Annotated in this window: 14 protein-coding genes; 9 read left to right on the top strand and 5 right to left on the bottom strand. The window is 58.9% G+C overall.

Features of this window, described 5'->3' with window-relative positions; genetic code table 11:
• Positions 1–33: 33 nt before the first annotated feature.
• Positions 34–963, bottom strand: a complete 930-nt coding sequence (locus tag MMG91_RS11520; RefSeq protein WP_305505097.1) for a LysR family transcriptional regulator — start codon at positions 961–963, stop codon at positions 34–36.
• Positions 964–1,149: 186 nt separating this feature from the next.
• Between MMG91_RS11520 and MMG91_RS11515 the strand changes: the two genes are divergently transcribed.
• From MMG91_RS11515 to MMG91_RS11500, 4 genes are all read left to right on the top strand, one after another.
• On the top strand, positions 1,150–2,436 hold the full coding sequence (locus tag MMG91_RS11515) for an MFS transporter (protein WP_305448592.1): 1,287 nt from the start codon (positions 1,150–1,152) through the stop codon (positions 2,434–2,436).
• Between the two features lie 78 nt (positions 2,437–2,514).
• A complete protein-coding gene (locus MMG91_RS11510) occupies positions 2,515–3,267 on the top strand; it encodes a 5-oxoprolinase subunit PxpA (RefSeq protein ID WP_310659648.1) in 753 nt (250 codons plus the stop codon).
• Positions 3,264–3,968 (top strand): 5-oxoprolinase subunit PxpB, encoded by a 705-nt coding sequence (gene pxpB, locus MMG91_RS11505; protein ID WP_310659647.1) that lies wholly within the window; start codon positions 3,264–3,266, stop codon positions 3,966–3,968. The genes MMG91_RS11510 and pxpB overlap by 4 nt, the downstream gene beginning before the upstream one ends.
• Positions 3,965–4,891, top strand: a complete 927-nt coding sequence (locus MMG91_RS11500) for a biotin-dependent carboxyltransferase family protein (RefSeq protein ID WP_310659646.1) — start codon at positions 3,965–3,967, stop codon at positions 4,889–4,891. The genes pxpB and MMG91_RS11500 overlap by 4 nt, the downstream gene beginning before the upstream one ends.
• 89 nt (positions 4,892–4,980) lie before the next feature.
• Here MMG91_RS11500 and MMG91_RS11495 read toward each other — a convergent pair whose 3' ends face one another.
• The 3 genes from MMG91_RS11495 to MMG91_RS11485 all read right to left on the bottom strand — a co-directional run bounded on the left by MMG91_RS11495 (position 4,981) and on the right by MMG91_RS11485 (position 8,239).
• Complete coding sequence (locus MMG91_RS11495; RefSeq protein ID WP_305448596.1) at positions 4,981–6,159, bottom strand: VWA domain-containing protein; 1,179 nt, start codon at positions 6,157–6,159, stop codon at positions 4,981–4,983.
• A 12-nt stretch (positions 6,160–6,171) separates the two neighbouring features.
• Positions 6,172–7,017 (bottom strand): MoxR family ATPase, encoded by an 846-nt coding sequence (locus MMG91_RS11490; RefSeq protein ID WP_007898718.1) that lies wholly within the window; start codon positions 7,015–7,017, stop codon positions 6,172–6,174.
• Between the two features lie 145 nt (positions 7,018–7,162).
• On the bottom strand, positions 7,163–8,239 hold the full coding sequence (locus MMG91_RS11485; RefSeq protein ID WP_305448597.1) for a DUF748 domain-containing protein: 1,077 nt from the start codon (positions 8,237–8,239) through the stop codon (positions 7,163–7,165).
• A gap of 126 nt (positions 8,240–8,365) precedes the next feature.
• On the opposite strand from MMG91_RS11485, the gene cysK reads away from it, so the two are divergent.
• The 3 genes from cysK (at position 8,366) to MMG91_RS11470 (ending at position 11,784) form a co-directional block, all read left to right on the top strand.
• Entirely contained in the window at positions 8,366–9,340 is a 975-nt protein-coding gene (gene cysK / locus MMG91_RS11480; protein WP_052966470.1) for a cysteine synthase A, read from the top strand.
• A gap of 248 nt (positions 9,341–9,588) precedes the next feature.
• Positions 9,589–10,527 carry an aspartyl/asparaginyl beta-hydroxylase domain-containing protein gene (locus MMG91_RS11475; RefSeq protein ID WP_310659645.1) on the top strand — a complete coding sequence of 313 codons (939 nt, stop codon included), beginning with the start codon at positions 9,589–9,591 and terminating at the stop codon, positions 10,525–10,527.
• Positions 10,528–10,920: 393 nt separating this feature from the next.
• Positions 10,921–11,784, top strand: coding sequence for a DMT family transporter (locus MMG91_RS11470; RefSeq protein WP_310659644.1), 864 nt, complete (start codon positions 10,921–10,923; stop codon positions 11,782–11,784).
• Positions 11,785–11,895: 111 nt separating this feature from the next.
• Here MMG91_RS11470 and MMG91_RS11465 read toward each other — a convergent pair whose 3' ends face one another.
• On the bottom strand, positions 11,896–12,804 hold the full coding sequence (locus MMG91_RS11465) for a DMT family transporter (protein WP_310659643.1): 909 nt from the start codon (positions 12,802–12,804) through the stop codon (positions 11,896–11,898).
• Positions 12,805–12,933: 129 nt separating this feature from the next.
• Between MMG91_RS11465 and aceK the strand changes: the two genes are divergently transcribed.
• Positions 12,934–14,655, top strand: coding sequence for a bifunctional isocitrate dehydrogenase kinase/phosphatase (aceK, locus tag MMG91_RS11460; RefSeq protein ID WP_310659642.1), 1,722 nt, complete (start codon positions 12,934–12,936; stop codon positions 14,653–14,655).
• A gap of 167 nt (positions 14,656–14,822) precedes the next feature.
• On the top strand, positions 14,823–18,734 hold the full coding sequence (gene hrpA, locus MMG91_RS11455; RefSeq protein ID WP_310659641.1) for an ATP-dependent RNA helicase HrpA: 3,912 nt from the start codon (positions 14,823–14,825) through the stop codon (positions 18,732–18,734).
• Positions 18,735–18,902 lie beyond the last annotated feature (168 nt).

The raw sequence follows: 18,902 nt of genomic DNA, 5'->3' as shown, positions 1-18,902 counted from the left end.
AGTGGTTCATATTTACAATTTGAGAAATATCCTTCAGATCCGGGCCTGTGGTTTGCTCAAGACGATGTACTGCTCGCCCACTTTATGTGCATAACGCTCCACGACTTGCTGACACAACGCCACGATTTCTTCGACCCATTCCACGCCAACCCGCCACGACACCACCACCTGCAAATTCGGCGGCCGCTGATCGATGGCCAGCAAGGTCAATTCCCCCCGTGCCAATTCTTCGGCCACCAGCACCGGCGGTAGCGCGCCAATGCCGAAGCCGTCCCTCAGCAATCGGGTAATCGCCGACACAGAGTTCACACAGTTCAGCCGTGGTGCCATGACCCCGTTGGCCTGCATCAGGCTCAAGATGTCCTGGTGAGGATGGGAGTTTTTCGAATAGGTGATGATCCGCTCCCGCGCCAGATCGGCGACACCTGAATACTCGCGGTTGTAGATGGAATTGCTGGCGACGATCCAGCCCATCGGATGACTGGCCAACTCCAGGCTGCGCACACTTTCCTGGCGCAGCAGGTCAGTTTGCAGGATCAGATCGAGAAAGCCTTTTTGCAGCTGATCGCAGAGGTTGAGCGCGGTATCGGCCACCAGTTCGATTTCCACCAGCGGGTAGTGATCCATCATTTGCGCCACCAACGGGCTGAGCCAGGTGTGGATCACGGTGTCCATGACGCCGATCCGGACCCGCCCGACCTTACTCGAACGCGTCTCGATCGACTGCTTGAGCGCCTGCATCGTGTCCATCATCTGCTCGGCGTATTCGAGCACTTTCAGGCCTTCGGGTGTCAGGCTCACGCCGCGAGAATCGCGCAGGAACAGCTTCACCCCAAGCTCGCCTTCGAGCACGGCGATACGGCTGGAAATCGATGCCTGGGTGGTGAAGAGTTTGTCTGCCGTCAGGCGAAAACTCTTGAGGCGGGCGACCCAGACAAAGGTCTCGAGGAACTTCAGGTTCATGGGACTCAGCTCGTGGGATCAGCTTGTGGGATCAGCTTGTGGGATAAAGTTTTCTTATGTCTAGGGCGGGTTTTTATTAGTTGGACGCAGCAGGGCTGGCGGCCCAAAAATCGGCACATCCGGTTCCCACGATAGGCGTCGTCGGGGCTCAGAACAATACCAATAAAATTTGCACGCAGACTTGCCATGAGTGCGCCCGACACCCTCGACATCCCCAAGGCCACGGCTCGCCCGGGACCTTTCGACTGGTACCGCAACATCAATCAGCAGGAACGTCGCACGTTCTGGAGCTGCAAGATCGGCTATGGCCTGGATGGCATGGACACCCAGATGCTCAGCTTCGTGGTACCGACCCTGATTGCCATGTGGGGCATCACCACCGGCGAGGCCGGGCTGATCCACACCAGCACCCTGATTGCCTCGGCCATCGGTGGTTGGGTGGCGGGGATTCTCTCTGACCGCATCGGTCGGGTGCGCACCCTGCAACTGACGGTGCTGTGGTTTGCGTTCTTCACCTTTCTTTGCGGCTTTGCCCAGAACTACGAACAATTGTTGATCAGCCGTACCTTGATGGGCTTCGGTTTCGGCGGTGAATGGACCGCCGGTGCCGTGCTGATGGGCGAAGTGATTCGCGCCAAGGACCGTGGCAAAGCCGTCGGCATGGTTCAATCGGGTTGGGCGCTGGGTTGGGGGCTGACGGCCATTCTGTATGCGCTGCTGTTTTCGGTATTGCCGCCGGAAGACGCCTGGCGGGCGCTGTTCATCCTTGGCATCGTGCCGGCGATTTTCGTGATCTTCGTCCGTCGCCTGGTGAAAGACCCGGAAATCTATCGTGAAGCCAAGGCCAAACAAGAGCCAAGCAACCCCGCCAAATTCTACGAAATCTTCGCCCCCGGCATCCTTTTTACCACGATCCGCGCTTCGATCCTGACCACCGGCGCCCTCGGCGGTTACTACGCGATCACTTCCTGGCTGCCGACGTTTCTGAAAAACGAACGGGGCTTGAGCGTCCTCGGCACGGGCGGTTATCTGGCGATGGTGATCGTCGGGTCCTACGTCGGTTATGTCATCAGCGCGTATATGACTGACATTCTGGGCCGCAAAAAGAACTTCATTTTGTTCGCCGTCGGCTCGTTCACCATTGTTTTGCTGTACACCCAATTACCGGTCAGCAACGGTGTGATGCTCTGGCTGGGTTTCCCGTTGGGGTTCTTCGCCTCGGGAATTTTCAGTGGTATGGGAGCATTTCTGACCGAGCTGTTCCCCACGCGAATTCGCGGTTCGGGCCAGGGTTTTTGCTACAACATCGGTCGGGCACTGGCTGCGTTGTTCCCGCTGCTGATCGGCTTGCTCAGCCAGAAGGTGCCCCTGAGCGTGGGAATCGGGGCCTTCGCGGCGGTGTCCTACGGGGTAGTGATTCTGGCGGCCCTGAGCCTGCCGGAAACCCGTGGCAAGCAACTCGATGCTCAATAACCGAATGTCCGGTAACTGATAATCTGAGGGGCATATGCCCTTCAGTTAAAAAGATAAAAGCCTACAGGAGCGTTCACCGTGAACCGCCTGCTATTGAACTGCGACATCGGCGAGAGTTTTGGTAACTGGACCATGGGTCTGGACGCCGAGGTCATGCCCTTCATCGACTGCGCCAATATCGCCTGCGGCTTTCATGCCGGCGACCCAAGCATCATGCGCAAGACCGTCAGCTTGGCCCTGAGCCACGGCGTGCAGATTGGCGCGCACCCGGCCTATCAGGATCTGGTGGGGTTCGGTCGCCGGTCCATGGCTTACACCGCCCAGGAACTTCAGGACCTGTTGCATTACCAGATCGGTGCCCTTGACGGCATTTGCCGGGCGCAGGGCGGGCGGGTGAGTTACGTCAAACCCCACGGCGCGATGTACAACGACATGATGGCCAACCCGGCGCAACTGCGCGCGGTGATTCAGGCCGTGGCAGCCTATGATCGGAGCTTGCCGCTGATGCTGATGGCGACCCGCGACAACAGTGCCGCGCAGCAACTCGGCAATGAATATGGCGTGACGTTGTGGTTCGAAGCCTTTGCCGATCGCGCTTACGACAGCGCAGGCAGGCTGGTTTCGCGGCAACTGCCGGGCGCCGTGCATCACGATCCCGAGAAAATCATCGAACAGGCGCTGATCATTGCTCGCGGTGACAACCTTACGGCCAGCGACGGCAGCGCCTTGCATTTGCAGGCCAATACCTTGTGCGTACACGGCGATAACGCCAGCTCGGTGGCCGCCGTGCAGCGCATTCGCGAAGCCTTGAATCAGCAGAGCGCATCATGAAACCACGGGTGGAAGTGGTGGCGCTGGATTGCCTGATGGTGCGTCTGTTCGATGAAATCAGCGAAGCCAACATGCCGTGGATGCTCGCCGCCAGCGAGCGTCTGCGAGAAGCGTTCGCCAGCCATTTGATCGATCTGGTGCCGTCCTACACGACGTTGATGGTGCATTACGATTTGATGGCGCTGAATCCGGCTCAGGCGCGGGAATTGATTGTTGAAGCCTTGATCGATCTGTCTCCCAACGCTCGCACTGGCGGTAAATGCCATGTGTTGCCGGTCTGGTATGACCTGAGCGTCGGTCCGGAATTGAGCCTGCTTTCCCGGCGCAGTGGATTAACGGTGGAAGAGGTGATCCGCCGCCACAGCGAACACGAATATCAGGTGTTCGCATTGGGCTTCGCACCGGGGTTCGCTTTCATGGGATTGGTGGAGGAAATATTGGCTGCGCCGCGTCTGAATACTCCGCGCAAAAAAGTGGCTGCCGGCAGTGTTGGTATCGCCGAACGCCAGACGGCGGCTTATCCGGTGGTGTCCCCCGGCGGCTGGAACCTGATCGGCCGCACCCCGGCCAAATTGTTCGACCGCGAACGCGACGGCTACAGCCTGATGCAACCGGGCGACACGGTGCGCTTCGAAGCGGTCAGCCATGCCGAGTTCATCAATCTGGGCGGTGATGACACGCCGTTGGAGGCCCTGGCATGAGCCGACTGACGATTGAAGCAAGTACGCCGCTGTGCCTGTTGCAGGATGCCGGGCGATTTGGTGTGCGGCATCTGGGCGTGACCCAGGGCGGGGCGGCGGATTGGCGATCGATGTCGTGGGCCAATTGGCTGCTGGGCAATGGGCTGGATGCATCGGTGATCGAAATTACCCTCGGCGGGTTTACTGTCGTTGCCCAGGAAGATTGCGTGCTGGCGTTGGCCGGGGCGGATCTGGGGGCGCGGGTGGATGGCGAGGCATTGGCGCCGTGGCGCAGTTTCCGGCTGAACAAAGGTCAGCAATTGAAATTCACTCAGCCGCTGCTTGGCGCTAGGGCTTATTTGGCGGCCCCGGGCGGATTTGATGCGCCAAAGGTATTGGGCAGTAGCGCAACGGTGGTCCGTGAGGAACTCGGTGGGCTGGATGGCATGGGGCGGGCTTTGGCCAAAGATGCGCAGTTGAGCTACTCGGGGAGCTCGCTGTTACTGTTGCGGGAGTTGGCGCCCGAACAAGTGCCGGACTTCAAACTCAACGCACCGCTGGACCTGGTGCTCGGTGCGCAAATCGGTGAGTTCAGCGGGCAGAGTCTGTTTGACGCGTTCAACAATGTCTGGACCCTCGACAGCCGTGCCGATCGCATGGGCATCCGTTTGCTGGGAACGGCGTTGCAGTATCAGGGCAAGCCGATGATTTCCGAAGGCATCCCGCTGGGCGCGGTCCAGGTGCCGCCGGACGGGCAGCCGATTGTGCTGCTCAATGATCGGCAGACCATTGGCGGGTATCCGCGGTTGGGGGCGTTGACGCCGTTGGCACTGGCGCGATTGGCGCAGTGTTTGCCAGGGGCGAAGGTGCGGTTGAAACCGGTGGTGCAGGATGTGGCGCATCGGGAACACGTCGAGTACCTACGCCGGTTTGCCTCACACTGATCGTTCCCACGCTCTGCGTGGGAATGCCGCCCGGGACGCAGAGCGTCACTTGATGCATTCCCACGCAGAGCGTGGGAACGATCGGCGTCCTACTTGGACAAAAACCGCATCCCTTCCTCCAACCCCCGCAACGTCAGCGGATACATCTGGTCATCAATCAAATCCCTTACGATGTTGGTCGACGAGGTATAGCCCCAGGTGTCTTTCGGGTACGGGTTGATCCAGATGAGCTTCTTGTACTTTTCCTTGAAGCGCTGCATCCACACGTAACCGGCTTCTTCGTTCCAGTGCTCGACGCTGCCACCGGCCTGGGTGATTTCATAGGGCGCCATCGCGGCGTCGCCGATGAAGATCACTTTGTAGTCGGCGCCGTACTTGTGCAGCAGGTCCTGGGTGGCGGTGCGCTCGGAGGTGCGGCGCATGTTGTTCTTCCACACCGATTCATAAATGAAGTTGTGGAAATAGAAGTATTCCAGGTGCTTGAACTCGGTCTTGCAGGCCGAGAACAGCTCTTCGCAGATCTTCACGTGGGCGTCCATCGAGCCGCCGATGTCGAACAGCAGTAACAACTTGACGGTGTTGCGGCGCTCCGGACGCATCTGGATGTTCAGCAGCCCGGCATCGCGCGCGGTGTGGTCGATGGTGCCGTCGATGTCCAGTTCTTCCGCCGCGCCCTGACGGGCGAATTTACGCAAGCGACGCAGGGCGACCTTGATGTTGCGCGTGCCCAGTTCCACCGAATCGTCGAGGTTCTTGTACTCGCGCTGATCCCAGACTTTCACCGCTTTGCCCTGGCGCTTACCGGCATCGCCGACCCGAATGCCTTCCGGGTTGAAACCGCCGGAACCGAACGGGCTGGTGCCGCCAGTGCCGATCCATTTGTTGCCGCCGGCGTGGCGTTCTTTCTGTTCTTCGAGGCGTTTCTTGAACTCTTCGATCAGCTTGTCCAGGCCACCAAGGGACTGGATCGCGGCCCGTTCTTCATCGCTCAGGGAGCGTTCGAATTCCTTGCGCAACCAGTCTTCGGGAATCAAGGCCTGAAGGTGGTCGTCGAGTTTTTCCAGGCCATTGAAGTAAGCACCGAAGGCTCGGTCGAACTTGTCGAAATGCTTTTCGTCCTTCACCAGGATCGTCCGGGACAGGTAATAGAACTCGTCCATGTCGGCGAAGGTCACGCGCTGTTTCAGCGCGTTGATCAGGTCCAGCAGCTCGCGCACCGAGACCGGCACCTTGGCTGCACGCATTTCATTGAACAGGTTGAGCAGCATGGCATCAGCCTCTTAGCGGGTGCCGCGACGGCTCATGAACGCCAGACGCTCAAGCAATTGCACGTCCTGTTCGTTCTTGACCAAAGCACCGGCCAGCGGCGGGATCGCCTTGGTCGGATCGCGTTCGCGCAGCACGGCTTCGCCGATGTTGTCGGCCATCAGCAGCTTCAGCCAGTCCACCAGTTCGGAGGTCGATGGCTTTTTCTTAAGGCCCGGCACCTTGCGCACGTCGAAGAACACGTCCAGCGCTTCGCTGACCAGGTCTTTCTTGATGTTCGGATAATGCACGTCGACGATCCGTTGCATCGTGACGCGATCCGGGAAGGCGATGTAGTGGAAGAAGCAGCGGCGCAGGAAGGCGTCCGGCAGCTCTTTCTCGTTGTTGGAGGTAATGATGATGATCGGGCGCTTCTTGGCCTTGATGGTCTCGTCGATCTCGTAAACGTAGAACTCCATCTTGTCGAGTTCTTGCAGCAGGTCGTTAGGAAACTCGATGTCGGCTTTGTCGATTTCGTCGATCAGCAGAATCACCCGCTCTTCGGACTCGAAAGCTTCCCAGAGCTTGCCCTTTTTCAGGTAGTTGCGAACGTCGTGGACCTTCTCCGTACCCAGCTGCGAGTCCCGCAGGCGACTGACCGCGTCATACTCGTACAAACCTTGATGTGCCTTGGTGGTGGACTTGATGTGCCAGGTAATCAACTTGGCGCCGAAGGACTCGGCCAGTTGCTCGGCGAGCATGGTCTTGCCGGTGCCCGGTTCGCCCTTGACCAGCAGTGGCCGCTCCAGAGTAATAGCGGCGTTGACCGCCAGCTTCAGGTCATCGGTGGCGACGTAGGCCTGGGTGCCTTCGAACTTCATCTGCTAATCCTCGAACGGTAAACGCCGACCTGAACGAGGCAGGGCGGGGCGCAATAAATTGTCAGGCTCGACTATAACGCGCTGCCCGGTCGACTGTGAACGCAGACGACTTATTCAGTCTCTGAATGGGGCGTCACATCTTGACTCAGTCCGTATCCGGCTTGGGTCGTTCGTACTGGGCATTGAACGCCTGAATGAAACCATTACGTAAAATCTGCAAAAACGCCTCGAATGCGCTGATATCTTTCTGATGCACGCTGCCTCTGAGCTGGACGCGCGTCGCGAACTGGTTTTTCGGTTGATTCTTCAACACATTCTCGGTGCCACCGACGAGTGCTTCCCAGATGGAGCGAAAAATCCCTTTGTCTTTGTTCTCCACGTCCTGTTGCCAATTGAACACATCGACGTCCCGCAATAGCGGCTTGATGTAGCCAGTGAGTTGGCCCTTGTTGGCTTCGGCTTCAATAACCACGTCACCATGGCCGGAATTGAAGTCGAACTTGCCGTAAGCCGAGGCGAAGTCATTCATGCGTTTGAGTTCAAGGTTCCTGGCGCGCAGGCGGAATTCGAAGTCTTCGAAATTGCTGAATGGATCAAAGGTCGCCAGGGTTTCCAGTGGTGCATGCCCCAGCAACAGCGCCTTGCCTTCGAAACGGGCGTCGCGTTTGCCTTTGGTGTCGACCACATTGGTCAGGTTGTAAATGCTGGCATTAACCTGGGTGGCATTCATGTTTACGGGTGGTTTTGAATTGAAGTTTCGAAAGGTGACCCGCCCGTCGTTGATCCGCACCTCGTTCAGGGTAATCGGCATCAATTTTTCTAATTGCGCCCGCCAGTCAGTGCCCTCACCGGTCTGGGAGTTTTTCTTGTTGGCGCCACCATCGACGAAGTTCACCTCGGGTTTGTCGAACTGGGCCTCGCCCACCACGGCATGGTCGTACCAGAGTGAATGCCAACTGACGGAAAGGTCAATCAATGGCGCGTCGACGAAAGGCACGGGGACCTTGCCATTAACCTTGACGATTTTCAGTCCATTGATTTTGTAGGCGCCGCGCCACAGGGCCAGGTCTACATCGGTAATCTGCCCGCGATAGTCACCCATGTTTGCCAATCTCTCGTTGAGGTAATCGCGCACCATGTAGGGCAGGGCAATGTGCAGGGCAACCAGCAGCACAACAAGGCCGGCGAGGGTCCACAGGGGCCAACTGTATCGACGCTTCATGACGGCAAATCTCTGGCGGTATAAAGCGATTGACTGCGGGGCTAAGCGGACGTTCGACTAACTGGACGACCACGGGTAACAGGCATACCTTGGACAGCTAATTCAACGCTGTATAAGGACCCAGCCATGAGCCGTATTTATGCTGACAACGCCCATTCCATTGGCAATACGCCGCTGGTTCAGATCAACCGTATCGCCCCGCGCGGTGTCACCATCCTGGCCAAGATCGAAGGGCGCAATCCCGGTTATTCGGTCAAGTGCCGGATCGGCGCGAACATGATCTGGGAGGCCGAAAGCAGCGGTAAACTCAAGCCCGGCATGACCATCATCGAACCGACTTCGGGCAATACCGGCATCGGCCTGGCGTTCGTTGCCGCCGCCCGCGGTTACCGGCTGGTTCTGACCATGCCGGCGTCCATGAGCATCGAACGACGCAAGGTGCTCAAAGCCCTTGGTGCCGAACTGGTGTTGACGGAACCGGCCAAAGGCATGAAAGGCGCGATCGAGAAGGCCGCCGAAATCCTCGCCAGTGATCCATCGACCTACTACATGCCGGCGCAGTTCGAAAACCCGGCTAACCCGGCCATCCACGAAAAAACCACCGGGCCGGAAATCTGGAATGACACCGACGGCGCCGTCGACGTACTGGTGGCAGGCGTCGGGACAGGTGGAACCATTACCGGAGTTTCGCGGTATATCAAGAATACCCAGGGCAAGCCGATAATCTCGGTGGCAGTGGAGCCTCTGGTGTCTCCAGTGATAACCCAGACAATCGCCGGGGAAGAGATCAAACCGAGCCCTCACAAAATCCAGGGCATCGGCGCTGGTTTTGTGCCGAAGAACCTGGATCTGTCGATGGTCGACCGGGTCGAACTGGTCAGCGACGATGAGTCCAAGGCGATGGCCCTGCGCCTGATGCAGGAAGAGGGGATTTTGAGCGGTATCTCGTGCGGTGCCGCCATGGCGGTGGCTGTGCGGTTGGCGGAAACCCCGGAAATGCAGGGCAAGACCATCGTGGTGATCCTGCCCGATTCTGGCGAGCGCTACCTGTCGAGCATGCTGTTCAGTGATTTGTTCACCGAACAGGAGAATAAACAGTAGGAGCTGCCGAAGGTTCGGGCCGCGTTCGGACGATCTTTTGAATCTTGCTTTTGATTCTCGTATGAAAGGGGGGTGATTCAGGTCAGCCCCCGTTCAGGTACCTTGTGTTAATAAGTGTTTATTGCGAAATCCTTAACACTGAATGTGAGTTATGGGGGTTTTTCCCGAGGCCGGTAATGTGGATCATGGCCGACTGCCACGTCGGGTAAATGGCGTTGTGCAAAGTTACTATTATCAAGGAGTTGTAGATGAGCTTTTCCTTTGTGGCGAAGGCTTCGGTGTTGTTGCTGTTCCTCGGCAGCACACTCTATGTGCACTTGCGTGGCAAAGCGCGTTTGCCGGTTCTGCGTCAGTTCGTCAATCACTCGGCCCTGTTTGCACCCTATAACGCCCTGATGTACCTGTTCTCCAGCGTGCCATCCAAACCCTACCTGGACCGCAGCAAGTTCCCCGAACTGGATGTGCTCAAGGACAATTGGGAAGTTATTCGCGACGAAGCCATGCACTTGTTTGACGAGGGGTTTATTCGCGCCGCCGAAAAGAACAACGACGCCGGTTTTGGTTCGTTCTTCAAGAAGGGCTGGAAGCGTTTCTACCTCAAGTGGTACGACAAACCGCTGCCATCGGCCGAAGCCTTGTGCCCGAAAACCGTGGCGTTGGTCAGCAGTATTCCCAACGTCAAAGGCGCCATGTTCGCGCTGCTACCGGGTGGCAGTCACCTCAACCCGCATCGCGACCCGTTCGCCGGTTCCCTGCGTTATCACCTAGGGCTGTCGACACCGAACTCCGACCATTGCCGCATCTTCGTCGACGGTCAGGTTTACGCCTGGCGTGATGGCGAAGACGTAATGTTCGATGAAACCTACGTGCATTGGGTCAAGAACGAAACCGAGCAAACCCGGGTCATCCTGTTTTGCGACATCGAGCGTCCGATGAGCAATCGCCTCATGACCCATGTCAACCGCTGGATCAGTGGCTTGCTGGGGCGCGCCACTGCCCCCCAGAACCTTGATGATGAACGCGTCGGCGGGATCAACCAGGTCTATGCCTGGAGCAAGCGCTTCACCGACAAATTCAGCGGTATGGTCAAACAATGGAAGCGTCGTAATCCCAAGGCCTACCGCGTACTGCGGCCGGTGCTGGCGGTGGTGGTGTTGACGTTGTTGGGGTATTGGTTGTTTGGTTGAGGCCTCAGGTCTATTTCCTGGGCTCTTTCGTCAAGTCATTGCAATCCCTGTCGAGCGCTGGTTATAGTCGGCGCTCTGTGGTTTCCTGAACCACCTTTCACCCATCTAAAAAGATCAGCCCATGCCAGCTTCCTCCATCAAAGCGGTAGTCGATTCAGCGGTCAACGCTGGCGTCGTGCCGTGCGGGGATCAGCAGCCTGTGCAGATCAGTCATTACCCTCCACCTGTCAGTAGCACGCCGGTGTGCGCAGTCGTATCACCGCCGGGCGTTGGCTTTTCGGGCTGATCAGCTTTTCTCTGCTGTTCCCATGCCCGTCTGAAAAAGCGCCTGAAAAAACTACTGAATTTCAGCTTCGGCTGAGTTGGCTTTTTGCCTGACTACAGGTGGTATTCATGTTTGTCCTTTCGAAAAAAACCGCGCTCGCGGCGGCGTCCACGAGCCTGTTCATTTTGCTGTGGAGCAGCGGGGCGATTTTCTCCAAATGGGGCTTGGCCCACGCGTCGCCTTTTGCTTTTCTGCTGGTTCGCTTCGCCATTGCCTTGTGCGGGCTGGTGTTGTTGATGCCGTTGCTCAAGCTGAAATTGCCCAAGAGCGGCAAACCGATGTTGTATGCGATGGCCACGGGGGTGGTGTTGCTGGGGGCTTATCAGATTTTCTATCTGCTGGCCCTCAACCTGAACGTCACGCCGGGAATGATGGCAACCATCATGGGCGTGCAACCGATTCTCACCGTGGTGATCATGGAGCGGCACCGATCAATAAGCCGGATGTTCGGTCTGGCGCTAGGCTTGGCCGGATTGATCATGGTGGTTTACCAGGGCATCGGTCTGGCCGGCATGTCGTTGGCCGGCATGCTCTTCGGTCTGTTGGCACTGGCGAGCATGACCTTCGGCTCGATCATGCAAAAGCGTATTACCGACAATCCTCTCGGCACACTACCGGTGCAGTACCTTGCCGGGCTGTTGCTCTGCGGGATATTTGTGCCGTTCCAGCCGATTCACGTCGAACACAGCATTGGGTTCATTGTGCCGGTGTTGTGGATGGGGTTGGTGGTATCAGTGCTGGCGACGCTGCTGCTGTATAGGCTGATTGCACGAGGCAATCTGGTGAATGTCACCAGCCTGTTTTACCTGGTGCCGGCGGTGACAGCGGTCATGGACTACCTGATTTTTGGCAATCGCCTGGCAGCATTGAGCATGCTCGGCATGCTGCTGATCATCATTGGTCTGGTATTCGTCTTCCGTAAAACTGCTTGAGTCAAACAAGGCCCGAAGCATTGCTTCGGGCACCGTTCCCACATTGGATTTTCGTCGTGACACCGATCCATTGTGGGAGCGAGCTTGCTCGCGATGGCATTGTCAACAGCACTACCTGGCAACCACTTCAACCGGTTTCACCACCGCCCGCTTCAACACCAACCACAACGCCACCGCAATCAACACTCCGCCATAAAGGTGCGCCATCGACAGCGGCTCATCCAGCAACAGCGCCCCCCACAACACCCCGAACGGCGGGATCATGAAGGTCACGGTCATCGACTTTACCGGGCCGATCGAGCTGAGCAAACGGAAGTAAATGATGTAGGCAAAGGCGGTGCATACCAAACCCAACCCCAGCAAAGACAACCAGACACTCCAGCCGCCCCAACTCGCCGGTGGCTGGCTGATCACGCTGTAGCCGAACAGCGGCAGCAAAAACAAGGTCGCGCCGAGCATGCTGCCCAAGGCCGAAAGGCGACTGTCGAGGCCACCGGCATGGTCGAGCCAGCGTCGGGCGAGGAACCCGGCAAAGCCATAGCAGGTGGTGGCCATCAGGCACGCCAGTGCGCCCATCAGCAGTTCCATGTTGAACGCCACCGGCCCGGCCCGGGTGAGGATGCCGACACCGAACAGGCCGAGAAATACCCCGCCCAACTTGGCAGCGGTGAGTTTTTCATGGAAGAACAGGCCGCCAATCAACACCCCCATCAAAGGCGTGGTGGCGTTGAAAATCGCCGAGTAACCGGCCGGCAGCACTTGAGCCGCCACGGAATAGAGCGTTGCTGGAATCCCTGAGTTAATCACCCCGAGCATCATCACTGTCTTGAGTTTGCCTTTGAAATCCCAGCTGATACGCATCAGGCCAAGGATCACCAGCAGCCCGACGGCGGCAATCGACACGCGAAAAAAAGCAGTGGGTATTGTGCCAATCACTGGGGCAATCACGCGCATGAACAGAAAGCTCGCCCCCCAAATGGCGGCAAGTGCCAACATACGCAGGATATCGACGGGGTTCACAGCACTTTCCTTCCTTGATTGGCGCGCAAGTGTCGCGCCAGTCAGGGCACAAGGCAATGGTTGCGTTGCATAACACAGGGCCACTAAGCTCAGGCTCCAACGACAAGAACAGCCGCCGAGGTTTTACCTATGCCGCAGCAATGGCCAGCCGCCGACATCGCCCGAATGATCCTCGATGGCTTTGACGATTACCGCGAGCATTTCCGTCAGATCACCGACGGCGCCCGGGCCCGCTTCGAGCAGGCCCAGTGGCAGGAAACGCAAGTCGCGTCGGCGGCGCGAATCAACCTCTACGAAGACAAGGTCGGCGAAACGGTAGGGCGCTTGCAGGCGTCGTTCGCGACCGATGTGCTGATGGACGTCAGCAACTGGCCGCTGGTCAAAAGCGCTTACATCAGCCTGATCGACCTGCGCTTCGACGATGAACTGTCCGAGACCTGGTACAACTCGATTTTCTGCGGGCTGTTCAGCCACGACCTGATCAGCGACGGCTGCATGTTCATCCACACCACGCGGCCGAGCCTGCGCCGCGCCCGGGCCGCGCAAACCCGCATCTACAAGCCTCAGGGGCAGTTGTCCGGCATGCTCACGAGCATCTTTGCCGACTACCGCTTCAGCGAAGATTACGCCGACCTTTCTGGAGACCTGCGTCGCCTCGAAGTGCAGTTGCGCGAGAACCTGCCGGACTGGGTCTGCAAGGACCCGGAGCTGAGCGTCGAACTGTTTTCCTCGGTGCTTTACCGCAACAAGGGGGCGTACCTGGTGGGGCGCATTTACACCCCCGACGAGCAATGGCCGCTAGTGATTCCGCTGCTGCACCGCGAAGGCCGGGGCATCCAGATTGATGCGCTGATCACCGACGAGGCGGAAGTATCGATCATCTTCTCCTTCACCCGATCGTACTTCATGGTCGATGTGCCGGTGCCGGCGGAATTCATCGGCTTTCTCAAACGCATCCTGCCGGGCAAGCACATTGCCGAGTTGTACACCTCGATCGGTTTCTACAAGCATGGCAAGTCCGAGTTTTACCGGGCGCTGATCAATCACCTGGCCAACACCGACGATCAGTTCATCATGGCCCCCGGCGTGCGCGGCATGGTCATGAGCGTGTTTACCCTGCCGGGCTTCAACACCGTGTTCAAGATCATCAAGGACCGTTTCTCGCCGTCGAAAAACGTCGATCGCGCCACGGTGATCGAAAAGTATCGCCTGGTGAAAAGCGTCGACCGGGTCGGGCGCATGGCCGATACCCAGGAGTTCGCCGACTTCCGTTTTCCGTTGAGCAAGTTCGAGCCGGCATGCCTGGAAGAATTGCTCGAAGTGGCCGCGTCCACGGTATCGCTGGAAGGTGACACGGTATTGATTCGCCACTGCTGGACCGAACGCCGGATGACGCCGTTGAACCTCTATCTGGAACACGCCAACGAGGCGCAGGTTCGCGAGGCGCTGGAGGATTACGGTCTGGCGATCAAGCAACTGGCGGCGGCGAACATTTTCCCCGGCGACATGTTGTTGAAGAACTTTGGCGTCACCCGTCACGGTCGTGTGGTGTTTTATGACTACGATGAGATTTGTTTCCTGACCGAAGCCAACTTCCGCCACATCCCGCAACCACGTACACCGGAAGACGAAATGGCCTCCGAGCCGTGGTATTCGATCGGACCGCTGGACGTGTTTCCTGAAGAGTTTCCGCCGTTTCTGTTTGCCGATTCGGGGCAGCGAAAGTTGTTCGATCAGCTGCACGGTGAGTTGTACAACGCTGATTACTGGAAGAGTTTGCAGGAGGCGATTCGAGCGGGGAAGGTGATTGATGTGTTCCCGTATCGGCGCAAGGGCCTGGACAACGAATAGCCTCAAGAGATCGTTCCCACGCTCTGAGTGGGAATGCAGCCCGGGACGCTCTGCGTCCCAAGAGCGTCCATTGAGGCATTCCCACGCAGAGCGTGGGAACGATCACAGCGGAGCCCAAATCTGCGACAATCCGCCCCCTGCGCCACTAGACGACTTTTGCGTACCTGATGACTGACGAATCGCCTTCAATCGACAAACTGCTGAAAAACCTCGATCACGCCATGCTCGCCGACCGCCACCGGCTGCGGCGGCAGTTGCTTGAGCTGCGCAAGAAACCGGACGAGGCCAAACTGGCCCAGTGGGTGACGCGCACGCAGGCGTCCTGTGATCAGGTGTTGGCGCGGCGCGCCAGCCTGCCGGTGATTCGTTACGACGACAGCCTGCCGATCGCCGCCAAGCGCGACGAAATCAAAGCGGCGCTGCTCAAGCATCAGGTGCTGATCATTGCCGGCGAAACCGGGTCGGGCAAAACCACCCAGTTGCCGAAGATCTGCCTGGAAATCGGTCGCGGCCAGCACGGCCTGATCGGCCACACTCAGCCCCGTCGAATCGCTGCCCGCAGCGTGGCGAGCCGTGTTGCCGAGGAGTTGGCGACGCCGTTGGGCGCGCTGGTCGGTTATCAGGTGCGGTTCGAGGATCAGAGCGATTCCAACACCCTGATCAAACTGATGACCGACGGCATCCTGCTGGCGGAAACCCAGAACGACCGCTACCTCGAACGCTACGACACGATCATCGTCGACGAAGCCCACGAACGCAGCCTGAACATCGACTTCCTGCTGGGTTACCTGAAAACCCTGCTGCCACGTCGTCCGGACCTGAAAGTCATCATCACCTCGGCCACCATCGACCTGGAGCGTTTCTCCAAGCATTTCGATGATGCGCCGATCGTCGAGGTCTCCGGCCGCACCTTCCCGGTAGAAACCTGGTATCGCCCGCTGACCCTGGAGCAGGACGAGGAGGGCAACCGTGTCGAGGATGACTTGACCGTGGATCAGGCGATCCTCGCCACCCTCGACGAAATTGCCGCGTTCGAACGCAGCGAGCGCAAGAGCCCCGGCGACGTGCTGGTGTTCCTGCCCGGCGAGCGGGAGATTCGTGACGCGGCGGACATGCTGCGCAAGGCCCAGCTCAAACATACCGAGATTCTGCCGTTGTACGCGCGGCTGTCGCCGGCCGAGCAGCAGCGGATCTTCCAGTCGCACCCTGGGCGCCGCGTAGTACTGGCGACCAACGTCGCCGAAACCTCGCTGACGGTGCCGGGCATTCGTTACGTGATCGACAGCGGTACCGCGCGCATCAGTCGTTACAGCTACCGCGCCAAGGTTCAGCGCCTGCCCATCGAAGCGGTTTCCCAGGCCAGTGCCAACCAGCGTAAAGGCCGTTGCGGCCGGGTCGAGCCGGGCATTTGCATCCGCCTCTACAGCGAAGAAGATTTCATCGGTCGCCCGGAATTTACCGACCCGGAAATCCTGCGGACCAACCTCGCAGCAGTCATTCTGCAGATGCTTCATCTGCGCCTTGGCGAGATCACCGATTTCCCGTTTATCGAGCCGCCTGACGGCAAAGCCATCAGTGATGGTTTCAACCTGCTGCAAGAACTCTCGGCGGTGGACCGCAACAGTCAACTGACGCCGCTCGGTCGCCAACTGGCGCGGTTGCCGGTGGACCCGCGCATGGGCCGCATGCTGCTGGAAGCGGCGAAACTTGGCAGCTTGCAGGAAGTGCTGATCGTCGCCAGTGCCATGTCGATTCAGGACCCGCGCGAACGTCCGCCGGAGCGGCAGCAAGCGGCGGATCAGGCCCACGCGCAGTGGAAAGACGTGGATTCGGACTTCGCCGGGCTGGTCAATCTGTGGCGTGGTTTTGAAGAGCAGCGCCAGGCCCTGACGGCCAGCCCGCTGCGCAACTGGTGCCGCAAGAATTTCCTCAATTACCTGCGCCTGCGCGAGTGGCGCGACTCCCATCGTCAGCTGAGCCTGATCTGCCGCGACATGCAGTTGAGCCTCAACAAAGAGCCGGCGGATTACCCGAAACTGCACAAAGCGGTGCTCTCCGGACTGCTCAGCCAGATCGGCCAGAAAACCGAAGACGGTGACTACCTCGGCGCCCGTCAGCGGCGCTTCTGGATTCACCCGTCGTCGGGCCTGGGCAAGAAGCGTCCGCAATGGCTGATGACCGCCGAACTGGTAGAAACGACCAAGCTCTACGCGCGGATGGTCGCCAAGATCGACGCTGACTGGATCGAGCCGCTGGCCGGGCACCTGATCAAGAAAAACCACTTCGAACCTCATTGGGAGAAGAAGCGCGGTCAGGTCGTGGCTTTCGAACAGATCACCCTGTTCGGGCTGATCGTAGTGGGGCGCCGACCGGTGCATTACGGGCCGATCGACCCGGTGGTGTCTCGTGAGTTTTTTATTCGAGAAGGTTTGGTGCGCGGCGAGATTCAATCCAAAGCCAAGTGCTTGACGGCTAACCAGCAACTGCTGGAGCAGCTCGACGAACTGGAAGCCAAGGCGCGCCGCCGCGACATCCTCGCCGACGAAGAAACCCTGTTCGCTTTCTACGATGCGCGGTTGCCGGCAGAGATTCACCAGACCGCGACCTTCGATAGCTGGTACCGGGTCAACAGTCAGAAAGACCCACAGCTGCTGATCATGCGCGAAGAAGACGTGCTGGCCCGCGAAGCCAGTGAAGTCACCGCCGCGCATTACCCGGACACCCTGCACATCGGCGATCTGGAACTGGCGCTCAGTTATCACTTCGAGCCCAACCATCCTCGCGACGGCGTGACCTTACGGGTGCCGGCGCCGCTGTTGCCGATGCTGCCGCCGGAACGTCTGGAATGGCTGGTGCCGGGGGTGATCGAGGCCAAGTGCATTGCGTTGGTGCGCAACCTGCCCAAGGCCCTGCGCAAGAATTTCGTGCCGGTGCCGGACTTCGTCAAAGCCGCATTGCAGCGCATCACGTTTACCGAGGGCTCGTTGCCTCAGGCGTTGGGCCGCGAGTTGCTGCGCATGACCGGCGCGCGGGTCAGCGATGAAGCCTGGGCCGAAGCCTCGCAGCAGGTCGAAAGTCATTTGCGGATGAACCTGGAAATCGTCGACGGTCAGGGCAAGTTCCTCGGCGAAGGCCGTGACTTGGCCGAACTGACCGCACGCTTTGCCGAGGCCAGTCAGGCTGCGTTGGCAGTGCCGCAAACGGCGAAGAGCCAACAACCGGTGGAGCCGAAAGTCTTTGCCGCCGTGGCGGAAAAAACCCAGCAAAAAATCGCCGGGCTATCGATGACGGTGTATCCGGCGCTGGTGGAAGAGGCCGGCACCGTCAAGGAAGGTCGATTCTCGACCCCGGCCGAAGCCGAGTTCCAGCATCGCCGGGCCTTGCAGCGTTTGCTGATGCAGCAATTGGCGGAGCCGGCGAAGTTCCTGCGCGGCAAGTTGCCGGGGCTGACCGAGTTGGGCCTGATGTATCGCGAACTGGGGCGCATTGACAGCCTGGTGGAAGACATTCTGCTGGCCAGTCTCGACAGCTGCATTCTCGATGGCGAAGACCCATTGCCGCGCGATGGCGCCGGGCTGGCGTCGCTGGCCGAACGCAAACGCGGCGGCTGGACCGAGCACGCTGAACGGTTGGCCAAGCTGACCCTGGAGATTCTCAAGCTGTGGCACGGCCTGCAAAAACGCTTCAAGGGCAAGATCGACCTGGCGCAAGCCGTGGCCTTGAACGATATCAAGCAGCAGCTCAGCCATCTGGTGTATCCGGGGTTCGTGCGTGAAACGCCGATGCCGTGGCTCAAGGAACTGCCGCGTTACCTCAAGGCCGTCGAGCAACGTTTCGAAAAACTCGGCGCTCAAGTGCAGAAAGATCGGGTCTGGAGCGGCGAATTGTCCGGCCTCTGGACCCAATACCAGACCCGCGCCAACAAACACGCCCAGGAAGGCAAGCGCGATCCGCAGCTGGAACTCTATCGCTGGTGGCTGGAGGAATACCGGGTCTCGCTATTTGCGCAACAATTGGGGACCAAAGTACCTATCTCCGACAAGCGCCTGAACAAGCAATGGAGCCAGGTCGAACCGTAACCTTGTGGGAGCGGGCTTGCCCGCGATGGCGGCCTGCCGTTCAACATAAAATGTTAAATGTGATGGCCTCATCGCAGGCAAGCCCGCTCCCACAGGTTTGCTGTTGCTCTCGCAAAAGGCGCCAAAAGCCAGCGTTTATGGCAAACTTCGCGCCTATAAACGCCAGCC

The organism is Pseudomonas sp. JL3 (genome assembly GCF_031570575.1).
In the GTDB taxonomy this organism is placed as follows: domain Bacteria; phylum Pseudomonadota; class Gammaproteobacteria; order Pseudomonadales; family Pseudomonadaceae; genus Aquipseudomonas; species Aquipseudomonas cucumis.
This window is presented reverse-complemented; position numbering and strand designations above follow the sequence as displayed.

Coding starts and splice junctions, on each gene's coding strand:
- MMG91_RS11475 (WP_310659645.1), top strand. CDS start 9,589: ATGAGCTTTTCCTTTGTGGCGAAGGCTTCGGTGTTGTTGCTGTTCCTC.
- cysK (WP_052966470.1), top strand. CDS start 8,366: ATGAGCCGTATTTATGCTGACAACGCCCATTCCATTGGCAATACGCCG.
- MMG91_RS11520 (WP_305505097.1), bottom strand. CDS start 963: ATGAACCTGAAGTTCCTCGAGACCTTTGTCTGGGTCGCCCGCCTCAAG.
- aceK (WP_310659642.1), top strand. CDS start 12,934: ATGCCGCAGCAATGGCCAGCCGCCGACATCGCCCGAATGATCCTCGAT.
- pxpB (WP_310659647.1), top strand. CDS start 3,264: ATGAAACCACGGGTGGAAGTGGTGGCGCTGGATTGCCTGATGGTGCGT.
- MMG91_RS11515 (WP_305448592.1), top strand. CDS start 1,150: ATGAGTGCGCCCGACACCCTCGACATCCCCAAGGCCACGGCTCGCCCG.
- MMG91_RS11500 (WP_310659646.1), top strand. CDS start 3,965: ATGAGCCGACTGACGATTGAAGCAAGTACGCCGCTGTGCCTGTTGCAG.
- MMG91_RS11490 (WP_007898718.1), bottom strand. CDS start 7,017: ATGAAGTTCGAAGGCACCCAGGCCTACGTCGCCACCGATGACCTGAAG.
- hrpA (WP_310659641.1), top strand. CDS start 14,823: ATGACTGACGAATCGCCTTCAATCGACAAACTGCTGAAAAACCTCGAT.
- MMG91_RS11495 (WP_305448596.1), bottom strand. CDS start 6,159: ATGCTGCTCAACCTGTTCAATGAAATGCGTGCAGCCAAGGTGCCGGTC.
- MMG91_RS11470 (WP_310659644.1), top strand. CDS start 10,921: ATGTTTGTCCTTTCGAAAAAAACCGCGCTCGCGGCGGCGTCCACGAGC.
- MMG91_RS11485 (WP_305448597.1), bottom strand. CDS start 8,239: ATGAAGCGTCGATACAGTTGGCCCCTGTGGACCCTCGCCGGCCTTGTT.